This window comes from Brachybacterium ginsengisoli (assembly GCF_002407065.1).
Lineage (GTDB): Bacteria > Actinomycetota > Actinomycetes > Actinomycetales > Dermabacteraceae > Brachybacterium > Brachybacterium ginsengisoli.
Genome location: NZ_CP023564.1, coordinates 489404 through 513237, shown reverse-complemented (window position 1 = coordinate 513237; position 23834 = coordinate 489404). Strand labels below are relative to the sequence as shown.

Below are 23834 nucleotides of genomic sequence, written 5' to 3'. Positions count from 1 at the left end.
CACATCGTAGACGGGGGCGTTCCGGCCGCCGCCGCTGGTCCGCTCCGGCCGCCGCCGCTGGTCCGCTCCGGCCGACGGCGACGGTCCGCCGTCCCGCCGATGTCGCGCACGCCACGAATCCAGCACCTCGCCGGACGTTGCATCCGCGCGGAACGGTGGCAGTATCTGGGTCGTGCCCGAGGACATCTCGCGCTCGCCCCGCTCCGACGAGCCTCACATCCCCCTTTCCGAGCAGCCCCTCCCGGCCGACGACCCCTCGCCGTCGACCCCCTCCCCCGCGGTCCCCCCGTCCGCGACGTCGGCTCCCCCGCCGACCACGGGCCCGGCCGACGCACCCCCGTCGGCCGACGGCCCCGCCGACGCGGCACCGCTGGACGCGTCCTCGTCGGCCGACCCCGCCGCCGTCGCGCCCTCTGCGGCGTCACCGGCGCCCGCTCCGTCGGCCCGCACCGTGCACCCGCCGCACGACCACGCCCATCCGCACCGCCACCTGGACCTCCATGGCGTGCCGCGCGCCCGCAAGCCGCTGCCGCTGCTGATGCTCGGCGCGCTCGGCGTGGTGTTCGGCGACATCGGCACCAGCCCCCTGTACTCGCTGCAGACGGTCTTCAGCTCCCACCACAACGCCGTCGCCCCCACCGAGTCCGATGTGCTCGGCGTGATCTCGATGGTCACCTGGTGCCTGATCACCATCGTCACCGTCAGCTACATCGGCCTGATCATGCGCGCCCACAACCAGGGCGAGGGCGGGATCCTCGCCCTCACCGCCCTGGTCCTGCGCAAGCTCGGCCCCGCGGTGGGCCCGCGGGAGGCGGCGGTCGCGCTCGTGCTCGGCGTGGTCGGCGCCTCCCTGTTCTTCGGCGACTCGCTGATCACCCCTGCGATCTCCGTGCTCTCCGCCTTCGAGGGCATCGAGGTCACCGGCGCGGTCCCCAACGCCGTGATCGTGCCCGGCGCCCTGGTGGTGCTCACCGTTCTGTTCGCGGTGCAGCGCTGGGGCACCGGCCGGATCGGCGGCTCCTTCGGCGTGGTGATGGCGGTGTGGTTCCTGACGCTCGCCGCGATGGGGCTGCCGCACGTGCTGGCGCATCCCACGATCCTGCGCGCCCTGTCCCCGCACTACGCCGTCGCCTTCATGATCGACCGGCCGCTGATCGCCTTCATCGCGATGGGCGCGGTGGTGCTGACCATCACCGGCGCCGAGGCGCTGTATGCGGACATGGGCCACTTCGGACACCGCCCCATCGCCCTGGCCTGGGTCTGCCTGGTGCTGCCCTCGCTGCTGCTGAACTACTTCGGCCAGGGCGCGCTGATCCTCGCCGACCCGCGCGCGGTCGCGAACCCCTTCTTCTCGATGGTCCCCGAGGGGCTGCGGATCCCGCTGGTGGTGCTCGCGGCGATGGCCACCGTCATCGCCTCCCAGGCCGTGATCTCCGGGGCGTTCTCCGTGTCGCGCCAGGCCACGCGCCTCACCCTGCTGCCCAAGCTGAAGGTCACCCAGACCTCCTCCGAGCACGGCGGGCAGATCTACGTGGGCAGCGTGAACCTGCTGCTGTTCCTGGGCGTGGTCACCCTGGTGCTGGTCTTCCAGCGCTCCTCGGCCCTCGCCGCCGCCTACGGCCTCGCGGTCACGGCGACGATCATCCTGGTCCTGGCGCTGTTCCTGCTCTACGCCCACCGGATCCTGCGCCGGCCCACCTGGCAGGTGGTGACGCTCGCGGTGATAGTGGGCGGGCTCGAGCTGCTGCTGCTGGCCGCGAACCTGGTGAAGATCCCCGACGGCGGCTGGCTGCCGCTGCTGATCGCCGCGGTCCTGACCACCATCATGCTCACCTGGCGGCGCGGAGCCCGGCTGATGGCCGACCGACGTCGGTCGATGGAGGGCCCGCTCGCCGACTTCGTGGCCGGCCCCGCGCGCAGCGTCCCGCGCGTGCCGGGCCTGGCCGTCTATCCCCATCCCGAGCCGGACACCGTGCCGATCGCCCTGCGCACCGGGGTGGAGATGCACCACGTCCTCCACGAGCACGTGGTGATCCTGACCCTCCAGCACCGCGGTGTCCCGCATGTGCACCGCGACGACCGGGTGCACGTGAACGTGCTGAGCAGCGGGCCGGGCTCCCTCGTGCAGATCACCTACGAGGTGGGCTTCCACGACTCGCAGGACGTCCCCGCCGCGCTGCGCGACGCCGTGGAGCGGCACGGCCGGCACGAGGGCGACTGCTCCGCCGACTGCCCGTCCTACATCCCCGAGCTCGACCTGGACCTCGAGGACGCGATCTACGTGCTCTCCACGCTGCGTCTCGAGCCGGCGCCGGGCGGCGGCTCGGCCGCCCAGGCCGGCGGGATGCCGCGCTGGCAGCGGGCGCTGTTCCGTCAGCTGAGCCGTGCCTCGGCCCAGCGCACGCTGGTGCTGAACCTCCCCTCCAGCCGCACCCTGGTGATGGGAGCCGAGACGGAGCTGTGAGGGCGGGGCGTCAGCCCTGCGTGACGCTGCGGAGGATCTCCAGGTAGCGGCGGGCGAGGACGTCGTCATCGGCGTGCTCGGCCACCCAGTCGCGGCCGCTCGCGCGCACCGCCGCCCGGGAGCGGTCCGCGGCGAGCTCGCGCCACAGCGCGATGAGCGCCTCCTCGTCCTCGGGCGGGAGCACGTCCCCGGCCTGCGCGTCCCGGACCACGTCGGCCGCCTCCCCCGCGAGGAGCGCGGTGATGTGCCGGCCGGTCGCGAGGATCTCGTAGAGCTTCGAGGGCACGGTCCAGGAGAACGGCTCCCAGTCGCGCAGCGAGACGATGACCGTGTCCGCCCAGGCGTACTGGGCTCCGACCTCGCGGTGCGGGATCCGCGGGATCACCTCCACCGGGGCGTCCAGCTCCTGGGCCAGCGCCGCCAGGGCGGACGCCGCGATCCCGTGCCCCACCATCCTCACGTGCACGTTCACGCCCTCGCGCCGCAGAGCGGCGGCGGCGCGGACCACGGTGCCCAGGCCCTGGGAGCGCCCCATGTTGCCCAGATACAGGCAGCGCAGCTCGCGATGGTCGCCCGACGCGTGATCGCGCTGACGGGTCACCATCGCGAGGTCGGTGCCGTTGCGCACCACCTGCACGTCCAGCACCCCGCGCTCGCTCAGCACGTCCGCGAAGCGACCGGTGGTGGTGACCACGGCACGGGCACCGCTCTGCCAGGTCGTGACCTGCTGGTGCACCCGCTCCTTCGCGACCGCCACCGCCCAGGACAGGGCCCGTCGCGGTGCGCTGCGGCGCGCGAGCACGGCCTCGGGCGTCAGCGCGCCGGCCGGGCCGACATGGGTGACCAGATCCGGCCAGGCATCGCGCATCTCCACCACCAGCGGGACGCCCCACAGCACGGACAGCGCGCGCCCCACCATCAGGGTGGGGATCGCCGGGGCGGTGGCCACGATGACGTCGGGACGGGTCCCCGGACGGGCGAAGCGACGGCGCAGGCGGCGCATCGCGTCGAGCGCCGCGACGAGATGGTCCGCGGTGCGGGAGGCGATGTCCGCCTGATGCGGGAGATAGGCGGTGCGCAGCACGGTCTCGCCGTGGAGCCCCTTCTCGACCGCTCCCATGCGGTGATGCCGCCGCTGCTCGGCGGTGGGGCGACCGGCCGGATAGTGCGGCACCGGTGCGGCGACCGTGACCCGGTGCCCGGCGGCGATGAACCGCTCGATGAGCGCCGACCAACGCCGCTGGGGAGCCCCGAACTCCGGGCCGTAGTAGTGGGTCAGGAGGAGCAGTCTCATCCGCGATCGGACCGCTCGGTGAGGTGGAGTGCGGCCGACGCCTCGTGCAGGTCCTGGGGCGTGACGTGCAGGGTCTGCGGCGGGCTGGTGCCGGCCTTCGCCGTGCGGGTGTCGACGAGGAGGTGGACCGCGTGGTCGTCGTCGTGGTCGGCGTCGTGGTCGTCGGCGGAGCGCGGAGCGGCATCCGTGGGAGCCGGTGCCGTCCGCCCGGTGGGCACGACGGCGGGGGCCGCCGGGCGGCCGGAGTCCTCGGTGCCGGACGGGACGACGGAGGCCTCGGCCGGGGCGACGGGGGCTTCGCTCGAGGGGATCACGCTCGCCGAGGAGTCGTCGGCCGGTTCGACGGGAGGCACCTCGGGAAGCGAGGCGATCGCCGCGGCGGGGATCAGCACGCTGCGGGCGCTGAGCTGCCGGGGCATCACGGTGATCGCCGCCAGCTCGCCGGTGGCGTCCTCGAGATAGATGTCCCGCACCCGGCCCACGGTCCGACCGTCGCTGCCGTGGACCGTCAGCCCGGCCAGGGCCAGCAGGCGCCGTCGGCGCTCCACGAACGCGGCATCGCGGGGACCTGCCCCGGAGGTGCCGACGGATCGCGAAGACCCCTCGGCGCCGCCCTCGACCTCGGGCATCGCGCCGGGGCTCATCGGGGCTCTCCGCAGGCGATCACAACGCCCGAGTCTACCGACCGGTTCGCGCCCGGGGGACAAGAAGTCCAGGGCCCCCGCCGGGCTCACTTCGGGCTCACTCCGAGATGAGCTGCTCCACGAACGCCCGCACGTCGGCCGCAGGGTCGCCGTCGGCCGTCTTCTGCAGCTCACGCACCGTGCGCTCGCGCACCGTCAGGCTCATCAGCAGCGAGAACAGGGTCCTGGCCAGGAACTTCGGATCCGCCTTCGGGACCAGGCAATCGTTCTCCGCCAGTCCCGTCAGCACCTGCTCGAGCACGTACTCGTGCACGAGCCGGAGCCGCGCGATGCGGAACCGCCCCGGATGATCCGGGTTCACCACCTCGGCGGAGAGCGTGGCCAGCAGCGCCATGGAGTGCTGGCGCGGGTCCCAGGGCCCCGTGAGCGCGGCGATCAGCGACTGCGGCGAGGTCTGCAGCACCTCGACGGAGTCCAGCAGGCCCTGCGCATGCGCCTCGAGGCGGTCGATGACCGCGTTCAGCAGCGCCCCCTTGGAGGAGAAGTGATGCAGCATCCCCGGATGCGAGATGCCCACCCGCCGGGAGATGTCCCGCAGGCTGGAGCCGTGATAGCCGCGCTCGGCGAACAGCGCCGAGGCGGAGTCCAGGATCTCCTCGCGACGGGTGGAGGCCGCCGACTGGTCGGCCGTGCCCTCATCCTCCGGCGGGCCGCCCAGCGAGGTGTCGATCAGCGCCCTGCCGCCCGGGCTGGCCGCGAGCTCCGTCGCGGAGATCCCGTCCAGCGTGCGCAGCACCTGGGCCAGCGGGTCCACGCCCGCCGCCACGGCACCACCATCGGAGAGCTCCTCGCCGACCCGATCGGAGAACAACGATGACAGCGGCGTGGGGCCCGTTCCCGGTCCATGGGGTGCGCTGGCAGCATCGAGTGTCATCGGAGTTCTCCTTCACCGGTCAGTTCTGAGCGATCAGCTCCGCGATCTGGATCGCGTTGAGGGCGGCGCCCTTGCGCAGATTATCCGCAACAACGAAGAGGACCAGCCCCTTGCCGTCCGGGACCGACTGGTCCTTGCGAATCCGGCCCACGAACGTTCCGTCCCGGCCCGCGGCCTCGAGCGGGTTGGGCACGTCGACGATCTCGACCCCGGGCGCTCCCTCGAGCAGCTCCTGGGCGCGCTCCGGGCTGAGCGCCCGATCGAACTCGGCATGGATCACCAGGGAGTGGCCGCTCATCACCGGCACGCGCACGCAGGTGCCCGCGACCGGCAGATTCGGCAGGCCCAGGATCTTGCGCGACTCGTTCCGGAGCTTCTGCTCCTCGTCGGTCTCCCCCGAGCCGTCGTCCACGAGGCTCCCGGCCAGGGCGACCACGTTGTAGGCGATCGGCTTGGCGTAGACCTCGGGAGTGCCGAGGTCCACGGCCGCTCCGTCGATCGCGAGCTTCTCGACGTCGTCCACTCCATTGCGCACCTGACCAGCCAGTTCAGCGACCCCGGCGACGCCGGAGCCGGAGACGGCCTGGTAGGTGGCGACCTTCAGCCGGGCCAGGCCCGCCTCGTCGTGGAGGACCTTCAGGGCGGGCATCGCCGCCATCGTGGTGCAGTTCGGGTTCGCGATGATGCCGCGGGGCAGGTTCGCGAGCTTCTCCGGGTTCACCTCGGAGACCACCAGCGGCACCTCGTCGTCCCGGCGCCAGGCCGAGGAGTTGTCCACGACGGTCGCGCCCGCCTCGGCGAAGCGCGGGGCGAGAGCCTTGGAGGTCGAGCCCCCGGCGGAGAAGATCGCGATGTCCACGCGCCGCCCCTCGGAGGTCAGATCCGCGGTCTCCGCGTCCTCCACCGTCAGCGGGAGTCCGGCGTACTGGACGGTCGTGCCCGCACTGCGGGCCGAGGCGAACACCCTGATGGCGGAGTGGCTGACCGCCCGGTCGGCGAGAAGGGTCAGCATCACACGACCCACCTGGCCTGTGGCGCCGACCACGCCGATGACGGGCCCGTCGGCCGAGTAACCCGGCGTGCGGCTCATGTCCACCTCGACGGGCGGGAAGATCGGATCGCTCTGGTCGGTGCTCATCGTCCGGTCCCTCCGTAGACCACGGCCTCGGTCTGCTCGGCGTCGAGGCCGAACGCCGTGTGGATCACGCGCACCGCGTCGTCGAGCCGAGCCTGCTCGGTGACGACGGAGATGCGGATCTCCGAGGTGGAGATCATGTCGATGTTGATGCCGGCCTCGCCGAGGGAGCGGAACAGCAGCGCCGAGACGCCCGGATGCGAGCGCATCCCGGCGCCGACGATGCTGACCTTGCCGATCTGGTCGTCGTAGCGGACCTCGGTATAGCCGATCTCCGCGCGGGCGTCCTCGATGGCCTTCAGCGCCGCCGGGGCGTCGTCCTCCGGGAGGGTCAGCGAGATCGCGACCGTGTCGTCCACGGTCGAGGAGTTCTGCACGATCATGTCGATGTTCGCGCCGGTCGCGGCGACCACGTCGAACAGGAGTGCGGCGCGGCCGGGGAGGTCCGGCACCTCGACCACGGTGATCTTGCCTTCGCTCCGGTCGTGGGCCACGCCCGAGATGATCGGCGCCTCGAGGCCCGGTGCTGCGATGTCGTCCATGGGGAGCTCCTTGCTCGGGTCGGCGGCGTCGCGTCGCACGACGTCCGCGGTGCGGAGGGTGACGTCAGGGTCCAGCGGGATCTCGCGCTCGGGGTCGTCGGCGACGATGGTCCCCACTCGGCCCGAGTACGAGGAGCGCACGTGCAGCGGCACGTCGTAGCGGCGTGCGTACTCGACGCTGCGCGCCATCAGGATCTTCGAGCCGTTCGCGGCCATCTCCAGCATCTCCTCGCTGGAGATCAGCGGCACCCGACGAGCGGCGGGGGCGATCCGCGGGTCGGCGGTGAACACGCCGTCCACGTCGGAGTAGATCTCGCAGACGTCGGCCTCCAGCGCGGCGGCGAGCGCGACCGCGGTGGTGTCCGAGCCGCCGCGACCCAGGGTGGTGATGTCCTTCGTGGCCTGCGAGACGCCCTGGAAGCCCGCCACGATCGCGACGGAGCCGCTCTCCAGCGCCTCCTCGATGCGCCCCGGGGTCACGCGCAGGATGTGCGCCCTGCCGTGCACCTCGTCGGTGATCAGGCCCGCCTGCGAACCGGTGTAGGCCCGGGCGTCGACGCCCGCATCGTTCAGCGCCATGGAGAGCACCGCCATCGAGATCCGCTCGCCCGCGGTGACCAGCATGTCCAGCTCGCGGGCCGGCGGGTTGTCGCTCACCTGCTCGGCGAGGTCGATCAGCTCGTCGGTGGTGTCGCCCATCGCGGAGACCACGACGACCACCTTATGGCCGGCCTTCGCGTACAGGGAGATGCGCTTCGCGACGCGCTTGATGGAGTCGGCGTCAGCGACGGAGGATCCTCCGAATTTCTGGACGACCAGGCTCATGTGCGGGTTCCTTTGACTGTCGAGGACGGTGCGGGATCGTGCGGGGCGCTGCGGGTCGTGCGGGTCGTGTCGGGTGGAGCCGGTCCTGCGGATGATGCGGGCCGCACCGGGTGGTGAGGGCCTCGGCGCCGCCGGGGCAGACCGCGCCGCCGCCGAGGCGGCGTCGTGACGTGCCGACGGACCGGATGGTCGTGCGTGCTCACGCCCGGCGCGGCGGCCCTCGTCGGATCCGAGCCGGACCCGAGGGTGACGCGCAGGCACGGCAGCCAGTCTACGAAAATGCCTGGTCCTGGCCCCAGCGGCCTCGGCATGCGAGACAAGCTCCCAGGTCAGCGCGCCGCGAGGGCGTGACCAGCACAACACGGGCTCGGGCGCGCCGCGATCGCGGCGGGCGCGGCAGCGGCGTACCCTCCGCGGGGCCGCCGGGGAGGAGATCGTGTCCCGCTCCCGCGCCCGGAGTCACGAACAGGGGGCCATCCGGCGCTCATTCGCCCACATCTGTCACTCTCACGCCTCGAAACCGCCACCTGGCGTCCTCGCCAGCGCTCTCCCCGGCACCGGAGTCACGAACATTGGGCTATCCGGCGCCCAATCGCCCACGTCTGTGACTCCGAACGGGACGCGCACGATGACGCAGAGCGCTCCTTCACCCACGCCGGCGAGGCGCTGGCGGCCTCGCCCTTGTGGAGGAGAGGCCACCGGCGCCAGGACCACGGCACTGTGGATGATCGAGGGTCCTCGTCGCGTCTTTCCCCCACGATGACGTCATGCCTCGCCGACCTGCTCCGCTCCCTCCCTCGTTGCCGCACGCGGTGTTCACGATCGCGGAGGCGAAGAAGGCCGGGGTGAGCATCGACCGGCTGCGTTCGAAGGATCTGCGCCGGCTGGGCTACGGCATCTACGCCCGCGACGACGTCGATCTCACCGAGGCGGATCTGCTGACCGCACTGACCCGCTCCGTCCCAGGAGCGGTGGCGCGGGGCCTCAGCGCGGCCCGGTACTGGGAGTTCCCGCTGCCCGCCTCGTCACAGGAGTGGCTCGACGGTCCGAAGGTCACTCCGGTCCAGCTGACGGGGAACGGCGTCGTGCACCGCGACACCTCGATCCTGCTCTGGACCCGGCAGCGGCTGCCCGACTCCGACATCGACACGATCAGCGACCTCCGCGTCACCGGGAGGATCCGCACCTGGCTCGATCTCGCCCGGGAGCTCTCCCTCGACGACCTCGTGGCAATCGGTGACCACCTGGTGCGCATCCCTCGCCCCTGGGCGGAGGCCGGAAGGACCGCCCCGCATGCGACTCCGGCACAGCTCACCGCAGCCGTCCACGAGTTTCGAAGCCCGGGCGGGCCTCGGCTCCGCGAGGCGCTCGATCTCGTGCGAGTGGGCAGCGATTCACCGGCGGAGACCGCCCTGCGCCTGGCCACCATGCGCGCCGGACTCCCGGCTCCAGTGCTCAATGTGCGCATCCGCGAGAACGGCGTCGATCTCGGCGAGCCCGACCTCGCGTGGCCCGACTGGAGGCTGTGCGTCGAGCACGAAGGCCCGAGCCACCTCACGAAGAAGCAGCAGGACAAGGACATCCGGCGTCGCGAGAGTCGTGAGGAACAGGGCTGGGTCGAGCTCCAGACCGTCGCCGCCGACCTTCGCCACCAGTGCCGACGAGGGGTGCGGCGCATCGCGGAGGCGCTGAGACGACAAGGCTGGCGCCCCGAGGCCTCCGCCGCCTGAGACGGTCCCCGGGGGCACGAGATCCTGGAGGTTGTCACGAACAGGGGCGATAGAGGTCGCCGTAGGCCCCGGTTCGCCACCCTCACGCCCGAGCCCACCTGGGTCCGGCCCGCGGTTGTCACGAACAGGGGCGATAGAGGTCGCCGTAGGCCCCGGTTCGTCACCCTCACGCCCGGGTCCGCCGCCCCGAGCTCAGTCCCCGGGGACCTCGGCATCGATCTCGGCGAGCCAGGCCCGCGACGCCGCGTCCGAGGGCATGCGCCAGTCGCCGCGCGGCGAGAGCGAGCCGCCGGCCAGCACCTTCGGGGCGTTGGGCAGGGCGGAGCGCTTGAACTGGTTGGAGAAGAAGCGCTTCGTGAACACGGTCAGCCAGTGCTTGATCTCGCCGCGGGTGAAGGAGCGCTTGTCCGCCTCGAGGTAGCCGGCCGGCCACTCCCCCGCCTCGACATCGCCCCAGGCCTGGTGGGCGAGGTAGGCGGTCTTCGCGGGGCCGTCGCCGCGGCGTAGCAGGTGGTAGAGGAAGAAGTCGTGCAGGGCGTAGGGGCCGATGGAGTCCTCGGTGGACTGCGCCTTCTCCCCCTCGCGGGTGGGGATCAGCTCGGGGGTGATCTCGGTGTCGAGCACCGCCTGGAGCACGCCGGTCGCGTCGTCCCCGAAGAGCCCCTCGGCGATCACCCAGCGGATCAGGTGCTGGATGAGGGTCTTCGGGACCCCGGCGTTCACGCCGTAGTGGGACATGTGGTCGCCCACGCCGTAGGTGCACCAGCCCAGCGCCAGCTCGGAGAGGTCGCCGGTGCCCACCACGATCCCGCCGAGGTGGTTGGCGAGGCGGAAGAGGTAGTCGTAGCGCAGCCCGGCCTGGACGTTCTCGAAGGTGACGTCGTAGACCTCCTCGCCGTCGCCGAAGGGGTGGTGCATGTCCTTCAGCATCTGGGTGGCCGCGGGGCGGATGTCGAGGGTCTCGAAGCTGGCGCCGATCGCGGTGGAGAGCAGCTCGGCGTTGGAGCGGGTGTGCTCCGTGGTCGCGAAGCCCGGCATCGTGTAGGTGAGGATCTCGGAGCGGTCGCGACCCAGCAGGTCCATCGCCCGCGCGCACACCAGCAGGGCGTGGGTGGAGTCGAGGCCGCCGGAGACGCCCAGCACCGGGCGGGCGCCGCCCGGCTTGTCCCCGCCGATCGCGCTGAGGCGACGCACGAGCCCGGCCACCTGGATGGAGAACGCCTCGTAGCAGTCCTGGGCGAGACGCGCGGGGTCGTCGGGCACGAAGGGGAAGCGGTCGAGCTTGCGGCGCAGCGGGCCGGTGGGCGGCGGTGTGCGCAGCGCGGGCAGCTCCTCGCCGGTCTCGGCGGCGTGGGCGTCGTGGCGGGCCTGAGCCGCGCCGCGGCGCCGGCCGAGCAGGATCGGGGCGAGCATCTCCTCGTCCTCGACCTCGTCCTCGTCGTGCTCCCCCTGCTCGTCCCAGAAGTCCGTCGCGTCCCAGGGCCCGAAGAGCGAGGTCTCGCCCCAGGTCTGGAACTTCTCGAGCGAGGTCTCGTGGGTGCGGCGGTTGTCGTCGAAGGTGTTCTGGCGGCGGCGCTCGGCGACGAGCCGGTCCAGGTCGATGTCGGCGATGGTGGCGCGCGGCCCCTGCGGGAAGCGCTCCGTCTCCCCCAGCAGGTCACCGCACTCGTACACGAAGGTCTGGCCGTCCCAGGCGAGGTCGGTGGTGGACTCCCCCTCGCCGGCGGCGGCGTAGACGTAGGCGCTCTGGGTGCGGGCGGAGGAGGAGCGGGCGAGGAGCTTGCGGTCCTCGGCCCGGCCGATGGTGATCGGCGATCCGGAGAGGTTCACGATCACCGTCGCCCCGGCGAGCGCGGCCTCGGCCGAGGGCGGGATCGGGACCCACATGTCCTCGCAGATCTCGACGTAGAGCTTCAGCCCGGGCACGTCGTCGACCGTGATGATGCCGTGCGGTGTGAGGTCCGCGAACTGGCCGCCGAGCACCACGGACTCGTCGCAGGCGTCGTCACCGGGCGCGAACCAGCGGCGCTCGTAGAACTCGCGGTAGGTGGGGAGGTTCTGCTTCGGGGAGATGCCGAGGATCTGCCCGCGATGGATCACCACGGCGCAGTTGAAGATCCGCGAGCGGTCCTTCGCCCGCAGCGGCGCACCGAGCACGATGATCGGCATCAGGTCCTCGCTCGCCTCGAGGACTGTCAGCACCGCCTGCTCGGCCGCGTCCAGCAGCGGCTCCTGCATGACCAGGTCATCGAGCGAGTAGCCGGTCAGCGACAGCTCGGGGAAGACCGCGAGCCCCACCTGCTGCTCATGCAGGTCCCTCAGCACCTCGAGGTGCCGCTCGGCGTTGGTCGCCGGATCGGCGAGCGCGACCGGCAGCGTCACCGCGGCGGCGCGCAGGAAGCCGTGGTCGTAGATCGAGGCGTGGGGGTCCGAGGGGTCCTCGTGGGTGATCGTGGGAAGGGCCCGCTCGAGGGCGTGGGCGCGCTCGACCTCGGAGGGCTGCGCGGGCCCCTGACCGGTGGGCTTCGGGGAGGCGGGCTGCGACGCGGTGCTCATGGAACGAGCGTAATCCAGGCACCCCCTCGCAGGGCCCCGTCGCGCCGCTCAGCGGGGCTCACCGGGGGAAGGGCACGCCCGTCAGCTCCTGCGTCCACTCCCACACGCGACGCGCCTCGTCGGCGCTGCGCAGCGATCGGTAGAGCGTCTGCGGCCCGGGGCCGCCGCCCACATGGCCGGGGCCCGTCGGCCCGTGGAGCCGGCCCCCGGCGGTCTCGGGGGACGTGGCGGCGAGCAGTGCGGGCAGCGCCGCGCTCTCCGGGGTGCCGACGAGGATCCCGCGCCGCGAGAGCGCGCCGATGATCCGGCGGGACGGGGTCTCCGCCGACCGGCCGAGCGTGGGCTGGGCGGCCAGCAGATTGGTGGGGGCGACGCCGGGATGGGCCAGGCCGCTGCGCACGCCCCAGCCGCCGGCCCGGCTGCGGCGGTCGAGCTCGAGCCCGAGCAGGCCGAGCGCGATCTTCGACTGGCTGTAGGCGCGCATCGGGTCGTAGGAGCGCTCGTGCTGGGGGTCCTCCCAGTGGATCCCGCCCCGGGCGGCCGCGATGCTGATCTGCCAGGCGACGGTCGCCCCCGCATCGCGCAGCAGCGGCATCAGCGCGGCGACCAGCGCGGCGTGACCGAGGTGGTTCGCACCCAGCTGCAGCTCGAAGCCGTCCTCGGTGGTGCGCCGCTCGGGCGGGGTCATCACGCCGGCGTTCGCGATGAGGTGGTGGATCGGCACGCCCTCGTCCTGGAGGGTCGCGGCCAGGGCGCCGACGGAGGCGAGCGAGGCGAGGTCCAGCGCACGCAGCGACACCTGCGCTCCGGGCACCGCGGCGCGGATCCCGTCGGCCGCGCGCTCACCCTTGGCGGGGTTCCGCACCGGCAGGATCACCTCCGCCCCGGCGGCGGCGAGGCGGCGGGCGATGACCACGCCGATGCCGTCGGAGGCGCCGGTGACGACGGCACGGCGGCCGGTGAGATCGGGAAGGGCGAGATCGGGGGCGGTGCGGGCCATGGGGGCTCCTCGGGTCGGGCCGACGGGGTGGTCGGGGTGAACGGGATCCAGCCTGAAGCGCCCGACGTGCCGCATCCAGGGATAGATGCTCCTACGCTGCGGCGGCGCAGACCGTTGCCTGCGCGCCGCCGTCGGACTAGAAAGAGGACCGGGCGGAGACATCTCGCCCGACGGGCCCCGCCACGGCGGCCGGGCCGCCGGATGCGGCCCGCAGCGACCAGCCCGCAGCGACCGGCCTTCAGGCGCCGACACGGAGGGGGATCCGATGAGCATCGACCGGGACGGTCTGGCCGTCTTCCTGCGCGGACGCCGCGAGGCGCTCCAGCCGGAGGACGTCGGCCTCCCGCGCGGCGGCCGACGACGCACCAGCGGTCTGCGCCGCGAGGAGCTCGCGGCGCTGTGCCACATGTCCGCCGACTACCTCTCCCGGCTCGAGCAGCGGCGCGGCCCGCAGCCCTCCGAGCAGATGCTGGTCTCGATCGCGCAGGGCCTCCACCTCACCCGCGACGAGCGCGACCATCTGTTCCTGCTGGCCGGTCACCGCCCGCCCGAGCGCGAGGGCGGCGGCGAGCACATCGGCCCCGGCCTGATGCGGATCCTGGACCGTCTGCAGGACACCCCGGCGGAGATCATCACGGAGCTCGGCGAGACCCTCCGCCAGACCCCGCCCGGCATCGCCCTGACCGGCGACCTCACCGCCCTCACCGGCCCCTCCCGCGCCATCGGGTACCGCTGGTTCACCGATCCCGGCGCGCGCGACCTCTACGATCCCGCCGATCACGGGTTCCTGTCCCGGCTGTGGGCCTCTGGGCTGCGCGAGGTCGCGACCCGCCGCGGTCCGAGCTCCCGCGCCGCGCACCTGGCCGAGGATCTCACCGCCCGCAGCGAGGAGTTCCGCGAGCTGTGGGCGCGGCAGGAGGTGGGGCTGCGGCCGCGGGAGGTGAAGCACTTCCTCCACCCCGAGGTGGGTCCGCTCGAGCTGGACTGCCAGTCGCTGCACGATCCCGGCAGCTCGCAGGCGCTGCTGGTCTACACCGCCCGGCCCGGCAGCGAGAGCCACGAGAAGCTGCAGCTGCTCTCGATGCTCGGGGCACCGGCCACCCTCTGACAGACGCGTCGGGAAGGGCCCCGACCTGCTATAGGTTGATCCGATGGATGCCTTCGCGACCCGTCCCCCGGAGGGAGCGGCATGAACTCCCGTCGCCCCCTGCTGGGGTGGCTGCTCGTCGCCCCCAGCCTGATCGGCGTCGCGGCCTTCCTGATCCTGCCCGTCGTCCTCGCGTTCGTGGTCTCCCTGTTCCGCTGGGACCTGCTGGGCTCGCGGCAGTTCATCGGCCTGGAGAACTATCAGGGGCTGCTGTCCGACGGGGCGCTGCTGAACTCGCTGCTGGTCACCGCGCTGTTCACGCTGATCTCCGTGCCGCTCTCGCTGGCGCTGGGCCTGATGCTCGCGACCCAGCTGGTGCGGGCCCTGCCGGGATCGGCGATCGTGCGGGTCATCGTGGTGATCCCGTGGGTGTGCGCGCCGCTGGCTCTGGGCGTGGTGTGGAAGTGGATCTTCCAGCCCTCCGTCGGCGCCCTGAACCAGATCCTGGGCGTGCGCGTCGAGTGGCTCACCGATCCGTCGCTGGCGCTGCCCGCGGTGGCGTTCGTGGCGATCTGGCAGAACGTCGGCTACATCTCGCTGTTCTTCCAGGCGGGGCTGACCCGGATCCCCGGCTCGATCTACGAGGCGGCGCGGATCGACGGCGCCGCCCCGTGGCAGTCGATGCTCTACATGACGATCCCGCTGCTGCGCCCCACCACCTTCTTCCTCGCGGTCACCCAGGTGGTGGCGAGCTTCCAGGTGTTCGACATGGTCTTCGCCCTCACCGGCGGCGGGCCCCAGCACCGCACCGAGGTGATCGCCTCGCTGATCTACCACGAGGCGTTCGTGAGCAGCCGCCTGGGCCGGGCGAGCGCCGTCGCCGTGATCCTGTTCCTCCTGCTGGTGGTGATCACGCTGGCGCAGCAGCGCTGGTTCTCCCGCCGCATCACCTACGACCTGAGCTGAGAGGAGACGAGATGACCACCGAGAATCCGGCTCCCCCGCGCCGTCGCCGCCCGCTGACCGGGCCGCTCCTGGCCCGGCGCCTCCTTGCCCACGCCGCGACCTACCTGGTGCTGGCCGTCGCGGCCGTGCTCACCCTGGGTCCGTTCCTGGTCTCGGTGATGACGGCCTTCACCTCCACGCAGCAGTTCGCCCAGCAGGGCCCGCTGTCCGTCCCCGCGCCGCCGGTGCTGGACAGCTTCCTGGCCCTGTTCTCCCCGGAGGCCGGGCCGGACGGCTTCGTGACCCCGGTGGTGGTGACCGTGCAGATGGTCGCGGTGATCCTGGTGGGTCAGATGGTGTTCTCGGTGCTCGCCGCCTATGCCTTCGCACAGCTCCGCTTCCCCGGCCGTGACCTGCTGTTCTGGGTGTACATCGCGACGCTGATGGTGCCGCAGGTGGTCGTGGTGGTGCCGCTGTACCTGATGATGAGCGAGGTGGGGCTGCGCAACACGTTCTGGGCGCTGATCCTCCCCTTCGTGCTCGGCTCCCCGTACGCGATCTTCCTGCTGCGGGAGAACTTCCGCGGCGTGCCCGGCGAGCTGATGGATGCGATGCGGATCGACGGCGCCGGCACCCTGCGCCTGCTGTGGCACCTGGTGGTGCCGCTGAACCGGCCGATCATCGTCACCCTGGTGCTGATCACCGTGGTGACGCACTGGAACAACTTCATGTGGCCGATGGTGATCACCTCCGGCCCCGAATGGCGGGTCATCACGGTCGCGACCTCGGCGCTGCAGTCGCAGTACAACAACAACTGGACCCTGGTGATGGCGGGGACCACGCTCGCGATGCTGCCGCTGGTGCTGCTCATGGTGGTCTTCCAGAAGCAGATCACCCGCTCGGTGGGCGACGCGACCCTGCGCTGAGCGGCCCGGACCAGCCCCACCCAGCCCAGCCGGAGTCACGAACACGGGCGAACGGGCCAGCCATTCCCCCAGGTCTGTCACTCTCACGACGGGGCGTGGGCCCGGGGGTGAGGGCGCGGTGTCACCGGAGGTCATATGGCGCCCCGGAACCTCGGCCGACGGACGATACTGGGAGGACTCGTGCTCCCGGAAGGACATCACCGTGCTGAACCGCCGTACCCTCCTCTCCTCCTTCGCCGCGGCCGGCCTGCTCGGCACCGCTGCGGCCTGCTCGCCCTCGTCGGACACCTCCGGCGGCTCCGGCGGCAGCGACGCCGGCGGCAGCACGGGGGGTGACAAGGGCTCGCTGACCTTCCGCCTCTGGGACGAGAACGCCGTGGCCGCCTACGAGGAGTCGTTCACCGCCTTCACCGAGAAGACCGGCTGGAACGTCACGATCGACGTGGTGCCGTGGGCCGACTACTGGACCCGCCTGCCGCTCGACGTCGCCAGCGGTGACGCGGCGGACGTGTACTGGATGAACTCCGCGAACTACATCCAGCTGAAGGACTCCGAGGCGCTGCTGGACATCAACGAGGTGGTCCCCGACGGCGCCGCGCAGTGGGAGAAGTCCGTGGTGGACCTCTACACGCGCGACGGCGGCCTCTGGGGCGTGCCCCAGATCTGGGACTCGATCGCCCTGTTCTACAACAAGGCCCTGGTCGAGGAGGCGGGCGTGGACCCGTCGACCCTCGCCTTCGACCCGAGAGCGGACTCGGACACCCTGCGCGAGGCCGGGGCCGCCCTGACCCTCGACGGCGCCGGCAAGCACCCGGGCGAGGACGGCTTCGAGGTCGACTCCCGCGAGCAGTTCGGCATCAACTCCCAGGCCGACCGCCAGGCGATCATCGGCCCGATGCTGGCCGCCAACGGCGCCGAGTGGCAGAAGGACGACAAGTACGTCTTCGCCTCCCCCGAGGGCATCGAGGCCTTCCAGTACATGGCGGACCTCATCAACGTCCAGAACATCGCCCCGAGCGCCGCGGACACCAACGAGAACGGCGACTTCACCCGCGACCTGTTCACCCAGGGCAAGCTCGCCCTGTTCCAGTCCGGCCCCTACAACCTGCTGCCGGTCTCCGACGGCGTGGCCGACTCCTTCGAGTGGGCGCTGGCGGCACCGGTCTCCGGCCCGGAGGGCCCGAAGTCCCTGGTCCACGGCGTGGTCGCGGTGGGCAACGCGAAGGCCGACGACGACCAGCAGCCCGGCATCAAGGAGCTGCTGACCTGGCTGGGGTCGAAGGAGGGGCAGCTGCCCCTGGCCGAGAAGGGCGTCTCCTTCCCCGGTCACGTGGAGGCGCAGGAGGCCTTCCTCGCCTTCTGGGAGAAGAAGGGCGTGGACGTCAGCGTCTTCGTGGACGCGGCGAAGAACGCCGCCGAGGCGGACACCGGCGCCCGCGCGAACGACGGGCTCACCGCCGCGATCCCCGTCTTCCAGGAGGTCTTCATCGGCCGCCTCACCGCGGAGAAGGGCATCCCGCAGGCGCAGGAGGAGGGCAACGCCGCCATGGCCGGCTGAGCCCGGCGCGGCACCTCCCCGCGCGGCAGTGACAGACACGGGGGAATGGCGTCCCTGATCGCCCCTGTTCGCCGCACCGGCGCTGCGCGCCGGCCGCCTCCACCGCTCCCTCACGACTCCTCCCCGGACCGTGCCCGTTTCGTACCCCGAAATCGCTCCCGCTCCTGGTGAGCGCATGCCACGCTGAGCACATGAGCCAGAGCACTCCTCCGCCGGACGGCATCGTCGTCGAGCACGTCAGCCGCGCCTTCGGCAGCGTCCAAGCCGTGCACGACCTGAGCTTCTCCGCGCCGCGAGGGGCGGTGACCGCGCTGGTGGGCCCCAACGGCTGCGGCAAGTCCACGCTCATGCTGATGCTGGCCTCGCTGCTGGCCCCGGACTCCGGCCGGGTGCTCGTGGGCGGGGTGGACCCTGCGGTGGATTCCGCCGCCGTGCGCGCGAGCGTCGGCTGGATGCCGGACCAGTTCGGGGCCTGGGACTCGCTGCGGGTCTCCGAGGTGCTCGAGGTGATGGGCCGCGCCTACTTCCTGCCGACGGCACAAGCCCGCCAGCGGGTCGACGAGCTGCTGCAGCTGATGGACCTGGCCTCCCTCGCCCAGCAGCCCGCGCATGTGCTCTCCCGCGGGCAGAAGCAGCGGCTGGGCCTGGCCCGGGCGCTGATCCACGCCCCGTCGGTGCTGATCCTCGACGAGCCCGCCTCCGGTCTGGACCCCGCCTCGCGGAGGCGGCTGCTGCACGTGGTGCGCTCGCTCGCCGCCGAGGGCACGACCGTGCTGATCTCGAGCCACATCCTCTCCGAGCTCGAGGAGATGGCCGATCATGTCGTGTTCATGGACGCCGGGCGGGCCGTGGACGCGTCGAGCATCCGCGATCTCGCCGCGCGGCCGCGACCCTGGCGGATCGCCTCCCTGCACCATCAGCGGCTGCAGGAGGCGCTGGAGAGGCTCGGGGTGCGCCACGGCGAGGTGCTCGATCCGCAGCGCACCAGCTCGGGCCACGCCGAGGTCATCGTGCAGCTCCCGGACGAGGCGACCGCCTCCCGGCTGCTCTCGGATCTCACCGCCGCCGACGCCCAGGTCATCGGATTCGGCCCGGCCACCGGGCGGCTCGAGGCCGCCTACCTCGCCTCGGACGCCGCCCACCGCGAAGGAGCCCTGTGATGAGCACCCCGCCCTCGACCCCGCAGTCCACCGCCGTCCGCGGCCGCGGCCGGAACGGCACCCTCTCGCTGCGCCCCCGCGGGCTGTGGCTGGTGACCTCGCTCGAGCTGCGCCAGCGGGTGCGCTCGGTGCGCTGGTACGTGGGGCTCGGCGTGTGGACCGTGGTGCTGCTGGGGATCGGCGTGCTGGGGCTCGCGCCCACGCTGTACACCTCGCAGTGGGACGGGATCGAGCAGGTCGCCGCGATGGTGTTCAGCCTCCAGATCATCCTGGTGCTGTTCGCGATGCTGCTGGTGGTGCCGGCGCTCACGGCCGGGTCGATCAACGGCGACCGGAGCGCGGGGACGCTCGCGACGCTGCAGGCGAGCCTGCTCAGCCCGCTCGAGATCACGCTCGGCAAGCTGCTGGCCGGCTTCCTCACCGGGCTCGCCTTCCTGGTCCTGGCCCTGCCCTCGGTGGTGCCGATCGCCCTCCTGGGCGGCATCGGACCGCTGTACTTCCTGCGGGCCGTGATGATGATCGTGCTGATCACGCTGTGCGTGACGGCGGTCGGGCTAGGCCTGTCCGCGCTGACCCAGCGGCAGCTGGGCTCGGTGGTGCTGGCCTACATCATCGTGTTCGGGGTGACTGCGGTGCTGCCCATCGCCTGGGGCTCCACCGCCGTCTTCCTGCAGCAGGAGCGGGAGGTCACTCAGTACTACACGGACTACGAGTCCGGGCGCTGCGAGCCAGAGACCGGGACCCAGGACGTGCCCCGCATTGATCTGACGATGCCGCTGCTGTGGGGGAACCCGGTGGTGATGCTGGCCGAGACCTCTCCGCCGATGTCGCCGACCGACTGGGGCGAGGAGGAGGACGGCAACGTCGACGCGCTGCGAGTGATCTCGGCAGGCGTCCGGGCCGCGTCCTCCATCACCCATCCGGCGAACAGCAACTACTGCGAGCCGGGCCAGCCCGGATATCCCACGGACCTCGGCGAGGTGCCGAACCGGCCCGTCTGGCCGATGGGCCTGACGCTGTGGCTGCTCGCCGCGGTCCTCGCCACATCGGTCACGGTGAGGCGGCTTGCGGTGCCGATCCGACGCCTCGGCGCGGGGACCCGCATCGCCTGAGGCCCCGAGGTGCGGGCGGCCGACGGGCCCGTCAGTCCCGTAGGTCCCGCAGCCCGCTCACGGAGTCCGGGATGCCGTGCCGGGACTCGCCGAACTCCGCCGGTTCCTGCCCGCCGCCGGTGAAGGACGAGCCCTCGCCGCCGAAGTCGGGCAGGCGTCCTCGTGCGAGGTCCGCCTCGCGCACGGCGGTGTCGGTCGCGCCGGGCTCGCTGTCGTCGACCCAGAGCCGTTCGCCGGCGGCGTCGAGGTCGAAGATCTCCAGCGCATGCGCGTCGGCGTCGCCCTGGAGGCGTCGGCGCAGGGCGGCGCGCACGGCGGGGTCCTTCGCGCGGTCGGAGCGGGTGCCCACGTCGGGCGCGACCAGCACGTACGGGCTCTTCCGTCGCATGTAATCACCGGCCGGCCCATAGAGCACGTCCCGCAGCCCGGTGCGCATCGCGGTGTCGGCGGCATATCCCTGCAGGGGCGCCAGCACCAGCAGGGCGGCCGCCACCCACACCCCGGTCAGGGCGGACGAGATCTGCAGCTGCCCCAGCAGCACCCCGATCACCACCGCTCCGGCGAACACCCAGAGGAAGCCGAGCCAGCCGCACAGCTCGACGGCCCGCGACTCCCACCGGTTCACCCGGGCGCGATGGATCCACGACTCGTGGGTGCGCAGGTCGTCCACCCTCTCGCGCTGGGAGGCGGAGAGCATCACCGCCAGCGCCGGGGTGAACGCCAGTGCGAGCACCACCGGGACCGAGACCCCTGCCACGACCACCAGCTGCTGCCAGCGCAGCGGGGAGGTCATGTCGGTCAGCTCGTTGGTGGACAGCCGCGAGATCACGGTGACCACATCGGTGATCCCGAAGATGATCCAGCCCAGGCCCGTCGCGGTGGGCAGCACCCGGACCAGGCTCGAGCGGGCGATCAGTCCCAGCGCGAGCAGGGCGCCGCGCGGCGTGGCGGCGCGGTTCAGAGCCGGGGTGCCCAGGTTCGGGGGCAGGTGCCTGCGGTCCTGTGCCTGCACCTGGGCGGCGGCCGCGGCGCGCCGCTCCAGATCAGGATCGATCCGGGCGGTCGTGGCCAGCGCCGCGGCATCCGGGATGCCCAGCAGCGTCGGAGCGGTCACCAGCCGGCGCACCAGAACCCACGCGACCTGGAGGGCGGCGATGCCCAGGCACCATGCGGACAGCGGACCCGCGCCGAGCCCTGACCAGGGCTGCGGCACCTCCAGGAGGACGGTGACCGGCAGGAGCAGCACCGCCAGGACCGGCATCAGCATCAGCGTCGCCGTGACCCGGGTGGTCACCGCCCGCTGGAAGGCCTGCTCGGTGAGGAAGTGCTGCGGCAGCAGCCCGGCCACGGCCGACGGGGCGAGCAGTGCGGGGAGCAGGCTCAGAAAGGTGGCGGCGGCCGGAACCAGGAGGTACGCCGTCCCTATGCCGTCGGGCGTGAACCCCAGGCCCAGCACGGTGGATCGGAGGATGCCGGGTTCGGCGAGGCCGGCCAGGAGGGAGAGGAGCCAGAAGATGGGCGAGGTGCCGCCGACGTACAGCGTCAGCAGCAGGTACCACAGGCCCAGGAGCACCAGGGCGGGCGCCCAGAGGATCCGCAGCAGGCGCCGACGGATCTCCGCCTTCGACTCGGCGATGATCTCTCCGGGCGGCACCAGGGAGGTGCTCTCCTCAGGCAGCCGCTGCGGGTCCGGCAGGGACGTCAGCGGCGGCAGCGGTCGGGAGTAGGGGGAGGTCATCGGCGGGGTCCGGGGATCAGACGGAACGTCGGCCCAGGAACGCGCGGCCCAGGGTCATCTCGTCGGCGTAGTCGAGGTCGCCGCCCACGGGCAGGCCGGAGGCGAGGCGGGTGACGGTGAGCTCCATCGGGCCCAGCAGCCGCGAGAGGTAGGCGGAGGTGGCCTCGCCCTCGATGTTCGGGTCCAGGGCCAGGATGACCTCCTGGGTCTCGCCGGAGCCGAGACGGGTCATCAGCTGGGTGATGCGCAGGTCGCTCGGGCCCACGCCGCCGATCGGATCGATCGCGCCGCCGAGCACGTGGTACCGGCCCTTGAACTCGCGGATCTTCTCGATCGCGACGATGTCCTTGGACTCCTCGACCACGCAGATCACCTCGTCGGTGCGGCGGGGGTCGGTGCAGATGCGGCACTTCTCCTCGGCCGAGACGTTGCCGCAGATCTCGCAGAAGCGCACGGTGTCCTTGACCTGGACCAGCACCTCCGCGAGCCGGCGCACAGCGGCGTCGTCGGCGTCCAGCAGATGGAACGCGATCCGCTGCGCCGACTTGGGGCCGATGCCCGGCAGTCTGCCGAGCTCGTCGATGAGGTCCTGGACGATGCCTTCGTACACAGCCCCAACTCTAGTTCCCGCCTGCGACATCACGGGCGCGGACGAGCCGTGCTGTGAGCGAACCGCCGCCCCGGTCGACCACCTGGTGAAACGTTCCGCCGCGGGGTGGGGACCTCGATAGGCTGAAGAACCGCGCCTGTACGGCTGCTCGACGAGGAGAACGATGGCCCAGCTTCCCAGCACCCTGCTCGATGCCGTTCACGAGCGCCTGCTCGCCGGACTCTCCGACGTCGGCGGCGATCCCGCGACGATCGACGAGATCGCCGGTCGCGTGATCTCCTACCTGCGCAACACCGCGGAGACCACGGTGAACGTCGAGGACGACGGCACCACCTTCGTGATCACCGGGGACATCCCGGCGATGTGGCTGCGGGACTCAGCCGCGCAGCTCACCCCGCTGCTGCGCCTGGTGGTGGGCGGCGTGGGATCCGACGAGGACCGCGCCGAGCTGGTCTCCCTGCTCAGCGGCCTGCTGCGCCGGCACTGGCAGTACATCGAGATCGATCCGTACGCGAACGCCTTCAACCGCGGGCCGGACTCCTCCCACTGGGATCAGGACGAGACCGAGCGCCAGAACCCCTGGGCGTGGGAGCGGAAGTTCGAGCTGGACTCGCTGTCCTACGGCCCGGACCTGGCCTGGCGCGTGTGGACGGCCACCGGGGACACCTCGTGGGCCGGCGAGCAGTTCCTCATCGCGGCCCGCACGATCCTCGCCACCGTCGCCACCGAGCAGCGGCACGAGGAGCGCTCGGAGTACTTCTTCCGACGCTCCGGCGTGCCCGCGCAGGACACCCTGGACCGCGAGGGCCGCGGCTCGCTGACCACCCCGAACGGCCTGGTGTGGGCGGGCTTCCGTCCGTCCGACGACGCCTGCGAGCTCGGGTACAACATCCCGGGCAACCACTTCCTGGCCCTCTCCCTCGAGCGGCTCGCGGTGCTGCTCGAGGAGGTGGCGGACGCTCCGACGGAGGCCGCCGAGGCGCGGCGGCTGTCCGAGGAGATCCGGGGGGCGCTCGCGGAGCACGGCCTGATCGACGGACCTGAGGGGCAGAAGATCTGGGCGTACGAGATCGACGGCCGCGGCGAGCACCGCTTCCTCGACGACGCGAACGTGCCGAGCCTGCTGGCGCTGCCCTACCTGGGCTGCGTCGATGCGGAGGATCCGGTCTACCTCGCGACCCGCGAGGCGGTGCTCTCGCGCCGGAACCCGTACTACTACGCGGGCCTCTACCTCGAGGGCGTCGGCTCCCCGCACACCCCGAAGGACCACGTGTGGCCGATCGCGAAGGCCGTCGAGGGTCTGACCACGTCGGACCGGGCGGAGAAGCTGCGCCTGCTGCAGCAGATGATCGCGACCGACGGCGACACCGGGATGATGCACGAGGGCGTCCACGTCGACGAGCCGACCACCTTCACCCGCGAGTGGTTCTCGTGGTCGAACTCGATGTTCTGCGAGCTCGCCCTCGACCTCGCCGGGGTGGACCGGGACCTGCACGCCCGGGCGTGAGTCCAGAGGGGTGGCCGCTCGCTCGGGACGGGGCGTCCGGCTCTCCGCGCCCTCCCCCCGTGCGGGA

The 23834-nt window shown here is 72.1% G+C and carries 18 protein-coding genes; 9 read left to right on the top strand and 9 right to left on the bottom strand.

The window, feature by feature from the left end; genetic code table 11:
- The first annotated feature begins 172 nt into the window (after positions 1–172).
- Complete coding sequence (locus CFK41_RS02250; protein WP_227873173.1) at positions 173–2464, top strand: potassium transporter Kup; 2292 nt, start codon at positions 173–175, stop codon at positions 2462–2464.
- Positions 2465–2474: 10 nt separating this feature from the next.
- Here the strand turns inward: CFK41_RS02250 and CFK41_RS02245 are convergent, their stop codons facing one another.
- From CFK41_RS02245 to CFK41_RS02225, 5 genes are all read right to left on the bottom strand, one after another.
- Complete coding sequence (locus CFK41_RS02245) at positions 2475–3758, bottom strand: glycosyltransferase family 4 protein (RefSeq protein ID WP_096798207.1); 1284 nt, start codon at positions 3756–3758, stop codon at positions 2475–2477.
- Positions 3755–4402, bottom strand: a complete 648-nt coding sequence (locus CFK41_RS17680; RefSeq protein WP_151904639.1) for a PRC-barrel domain-containing protein — start codon at positions 4400–4402, stop codon at positions 3755–3757. Before CFK41_RS17680 ends, CFK41_RS02245 begins: the two co-directional genes overlap by 4 nt.
- Positions 4403–4499: 97 nt before the next feature.
- The gene (locus CFK41_RS02235) at positions 4500–5336 is read right to left on the bottom strand and encodes a TetR/AcrR family transcriptional regulator (protein WP_096798206.1); all 837 of its coding nucleotides are present in this window, start codon (positions 5334–5336) and stop codon (positions 4500–4502) included.
- A gap of 19 nt (positions 5337–5355) precedes the next feature.
- Positions 5356–6426 (bottom strand): aspartate-semialdehyde dehydrogenase, encoded by a 1071-nt coding sequence (locus CFK41_RS02230; RefSeq protein ID WP_169928870.1) that lies wholly within the window; start codon positions 6424–6426, stop codon positions 5356–5358.
- A 44-nt stretch (positions 6427–6470) separates the two neighbouring features.
- Positions 6471–7838, bottom strand: coding sequence for an aspartate kinase (locus CFK41_RS02225; RefSeq protein WP_096798204.1), 1368 nt, complete (start codon positions 7836–7838; stop codon positions 6471–6473).
- Between the two features lie 767 nt (positions 7839–8605).
- Here CFK41_RS02225 and CFK41_RS02220 point away from each other — a divergent pair.
- Positions 8606–9568, top strand: a complete 963-nt coding sequence (locus tag CFK41_RS02220) for a hypothetical protein (protein ID WP_151904638.1) — start codon at positions 8606–8608, stop codon at positions 9566–9568.
- 192 nt (positions 9569–9760) lie between these two features.
- Here CFK41_RS02220 and CFK41_RS02215 read toward each other — a convergent pair whose 3' ends face one another.
- Positions 9761–12124 carry an NAD(+) synthase gene (locus CFK41_RS02215; RefSeq protein WP_096798202.1) on the bottom strand — a complete coding sequence of 788 codons (2364 nt, stop codon included), beginning with the start codon at positions 12122–12124 and terminating at the stop codon, positions 9761–9763.
- Between the two features lie 58 nt (positions 12125–12182).
- A complete protein-coding gene (locus CFK41_RS02210) occupies positions 12183–13124 on the bottom strand; it encodes an SDR family oxidoreductase (protein ID WP_096798201.1) in 942 nt (313 codons plus the stop codon).
- Positions 13125–13389: 265 nt separating this feature from the next.
- Here CFK41_RS02210 and CFK41_RS02205 point away from each other — a divergent pair, with 265 nt between their 5' ends.
- The 6 genes from CFK41_RS02205 (at position 13390) to CFK41_RS02180 (ending at position 19912) form a co-directional block, all read left to right on the top strand.
- Positions 13390–14232, top strand: a complete 843-nt coding sequence (locus CFK41_RS02205) for a helix-turn-helix transcriptional regulator (protein WP_096798200.1) — start codon at positions 13390–13392, stop codon at positions 14230–14232.
- A gap of 81 nt (positions 14233–14313) precedes the next feature.
- Complete coding sequence (locus CFK41_RS02200; protein ID WP_096798199.1) at positions 14314–15177, top strand: carbohydrate ABC transporter permease; 864 nt, start codon at positions 14314–14316, stop codon at positions 15175–15177.
- 11 nt (positions 15178–15188) lie between these two features.
- A complete protein-coding gene (locus tag CFK41_RS02195) occupies positions 15189–16082 on the top strand; it encodes a carbohydrate ABC transporter permease (protein WP_096798198.1) in 894 nt (297 codons plus the stop codon).
- 202 nt (positions 16083–16284) lie between these two features.
- Positions 16285–17640, top strand: coding sequence for an ABC transporter substrate-binding protein (locus tag CFK41_RS02190; RefSeq protein ID WP_096798197.1), 1356 nt, complete (start codon positions 16285–16287; stop codon positions 17638–17640).
- Positions 17641–17831: 191 nt separating this feature from the next.
- Positions 17832–18800 carry an ABC transporter ATP-binding protein gene (locus CFK41_RS02185; RefSeq protein WP_096798196.1) on the top strand — a complete coding sequence of 323 codons (969 nt, stop codon included), beginning with the start codon at positions 17832–17834 and terminating at the stop codon, positions 18798–18800.
- Positions 18800–19912, top strand: coding sequence for an ABC transporter permease (locus CFK41_RS02180; RefSeq protein ID WP_096798195.1), 1113 nt, complete (start codon positions 18800–18802; stop codon positions 19910–19912). The genes CFK41_RS02185 and CFK41_RS02180 overlap by 1 nt, the downstream gene beginning before the upstream one ends.
- Before the next feature lie 31 nt (positions 19913–19943).
- On the opposite strand, the gene CFK41_RS02175 is transcribed toward CFK41_RS02180, so the two are convergent.
- Positions 19944–21650, bottom strand: coding sequence for a hypothetical protein (locus CFK41_RS02175; RefSeq protein ID WP_096798194.1), 1707 nt, complete (start codon positions 21648–21650; stop codon positions 19944–19946).
- A 16-nt stretch (positions 21651–21666) separates the two neighbouring features.
- Complete coding sequence (gene recR / locus CFK41_RS02170; protein ID WP_096798193.1) at positions 21667–22260, bottom strand: recombination mediator RecR; 594 nt, start codon at positions 22258–22260, stop codon at positions 21667–21669.
- A 163-nt stretch (positions 22261–22423) separates the two neighbouring features.
- Between recR and CFK41_RS02165 the strand changes: the two genes are divergently transcribed.
- A complete protein-coding gene (locus CFK41_RS02165; RefSeq protein ID WP_096798192.1) occupies positions 22424–23767 on the top strand; it encodes a glycoside hydrolase family 125 protein in 1344 nt (447 codons plus the stop codon).
- Positions 23768–23834 lie beyond the last annotated feature (67 nt).

Excerpts from the sequence above, each read along its gene's own strand:
- CFK41_RS02245 (WP_096798207.1), bottom strand. The coding sequence starts at position 3,758 with ATGAGACTGCTCCTCCTGACCCACTACTACGGCCCGGAGTTCGGGGCT.
- CFK41_RS17680 (WP_151904639.1), bottom strand. The coding sequence starts at position 4,402 with ATGAGCCCCGGCGCGATGCCCGAGGTCGAGGGCGGCGCCGAGGGGTCT.
- CFK41_RS02235 (WP_096798206.1), bottom strand. The coding sequence starts at position 5,336 with ATGACACTCGATGCTGCCAGCGCACCCCATGGACCGGGAACGGGCCCC.
- CFK41_RS02230 (WP_169928870.1), bottom strand. The coding sequence starts at position 6,426 with ATGAGCCGCACGCCGGGTTACTCGGCCGACGGGCCCGTCATCGGCGTG.
- CFK41_RS02225 (WP_096798204.1), bottom strand. The coding sequence starts at position 7,838 with ATGAGCCTGGTCGTCCAGAAATTCGGAGGATCCTCCGTCGCTGACGCC.
- CFK41_RS02220 (WP_151904638.1), top strand. The coding sequence starts at position 8,606 with ATGCCTCGCCGACCTGCTCCGCTCCCTCCCTCGTTGCCGCACGCGGTG.
- CFK41_RS02215 (WP_096798202.1), bottom strand. The coding sequence starts at position 12,124 with ATGAGCACCGCGTCGCAGCCCGCCTCCCCGAAGCCCACCGGTCAGGGG.
- CFK41_RS02210 (WP_096798201.1), bottom strand. The coding sequence starts at position 13,124 with ATGGCCCGCACCGCCCCCGATCTCGCCCTTCCCGATCTCACCGGCCGC.
- CFK41_RS02205 (WP_096798200.1), top strand. The coding sequence starts at position 13,390 with ATGAGCATCGACCGGGACGGTCTGGCCGTCTTCCTGCGCGGACGCCGC.
- CFK41_RS02200 (WP_096798199.1), top strand. The coding sequence starts at position 14,314 with ATGAACTCCCGTCGCCCCCTGCTGGGGTGGCTGCTCGTCGCCCCCAGC.
- CFK41_RS02195 (WP_096798198.1), top strand. The coding sequence starts at position 15,189 with ATGACCACCGAGAATCCGGCTCCCCCGCGCCGTCGCCGCCCGCTGACC.
- CFK41_RS02185 (WP_096798196.1), top strand. The coding sequence starts at position 17,832 with ATGAGCCAGAGCACTCCTCCGCCGGACGGCATCGTCGTCGAGCACGTC.
- CFK41_RS02180 (WP_096798195.1), top strand. The coding sequence starts at position 18,800 with ATGAGCACCCCGCCCTCGACCCCGCAGTCCACCGCCGTCCGCGGCCGC.
- CFK41_RS02175 (WP_096798194.1), bottom strand. The coding sequence starts at position 21,650 with ATGACCTCCCCCTACTCCCGACCGCTGCCGCCGCTGACGTCCCTGCCG.
- CFK41_RS02165 (WP_096798192.1), top strand. The coding sequence starts at position 22,424 with ATGGCCCAGCTTCCCAGCACCCTGCTCGATGCCGTTCACGAGCGCCTG.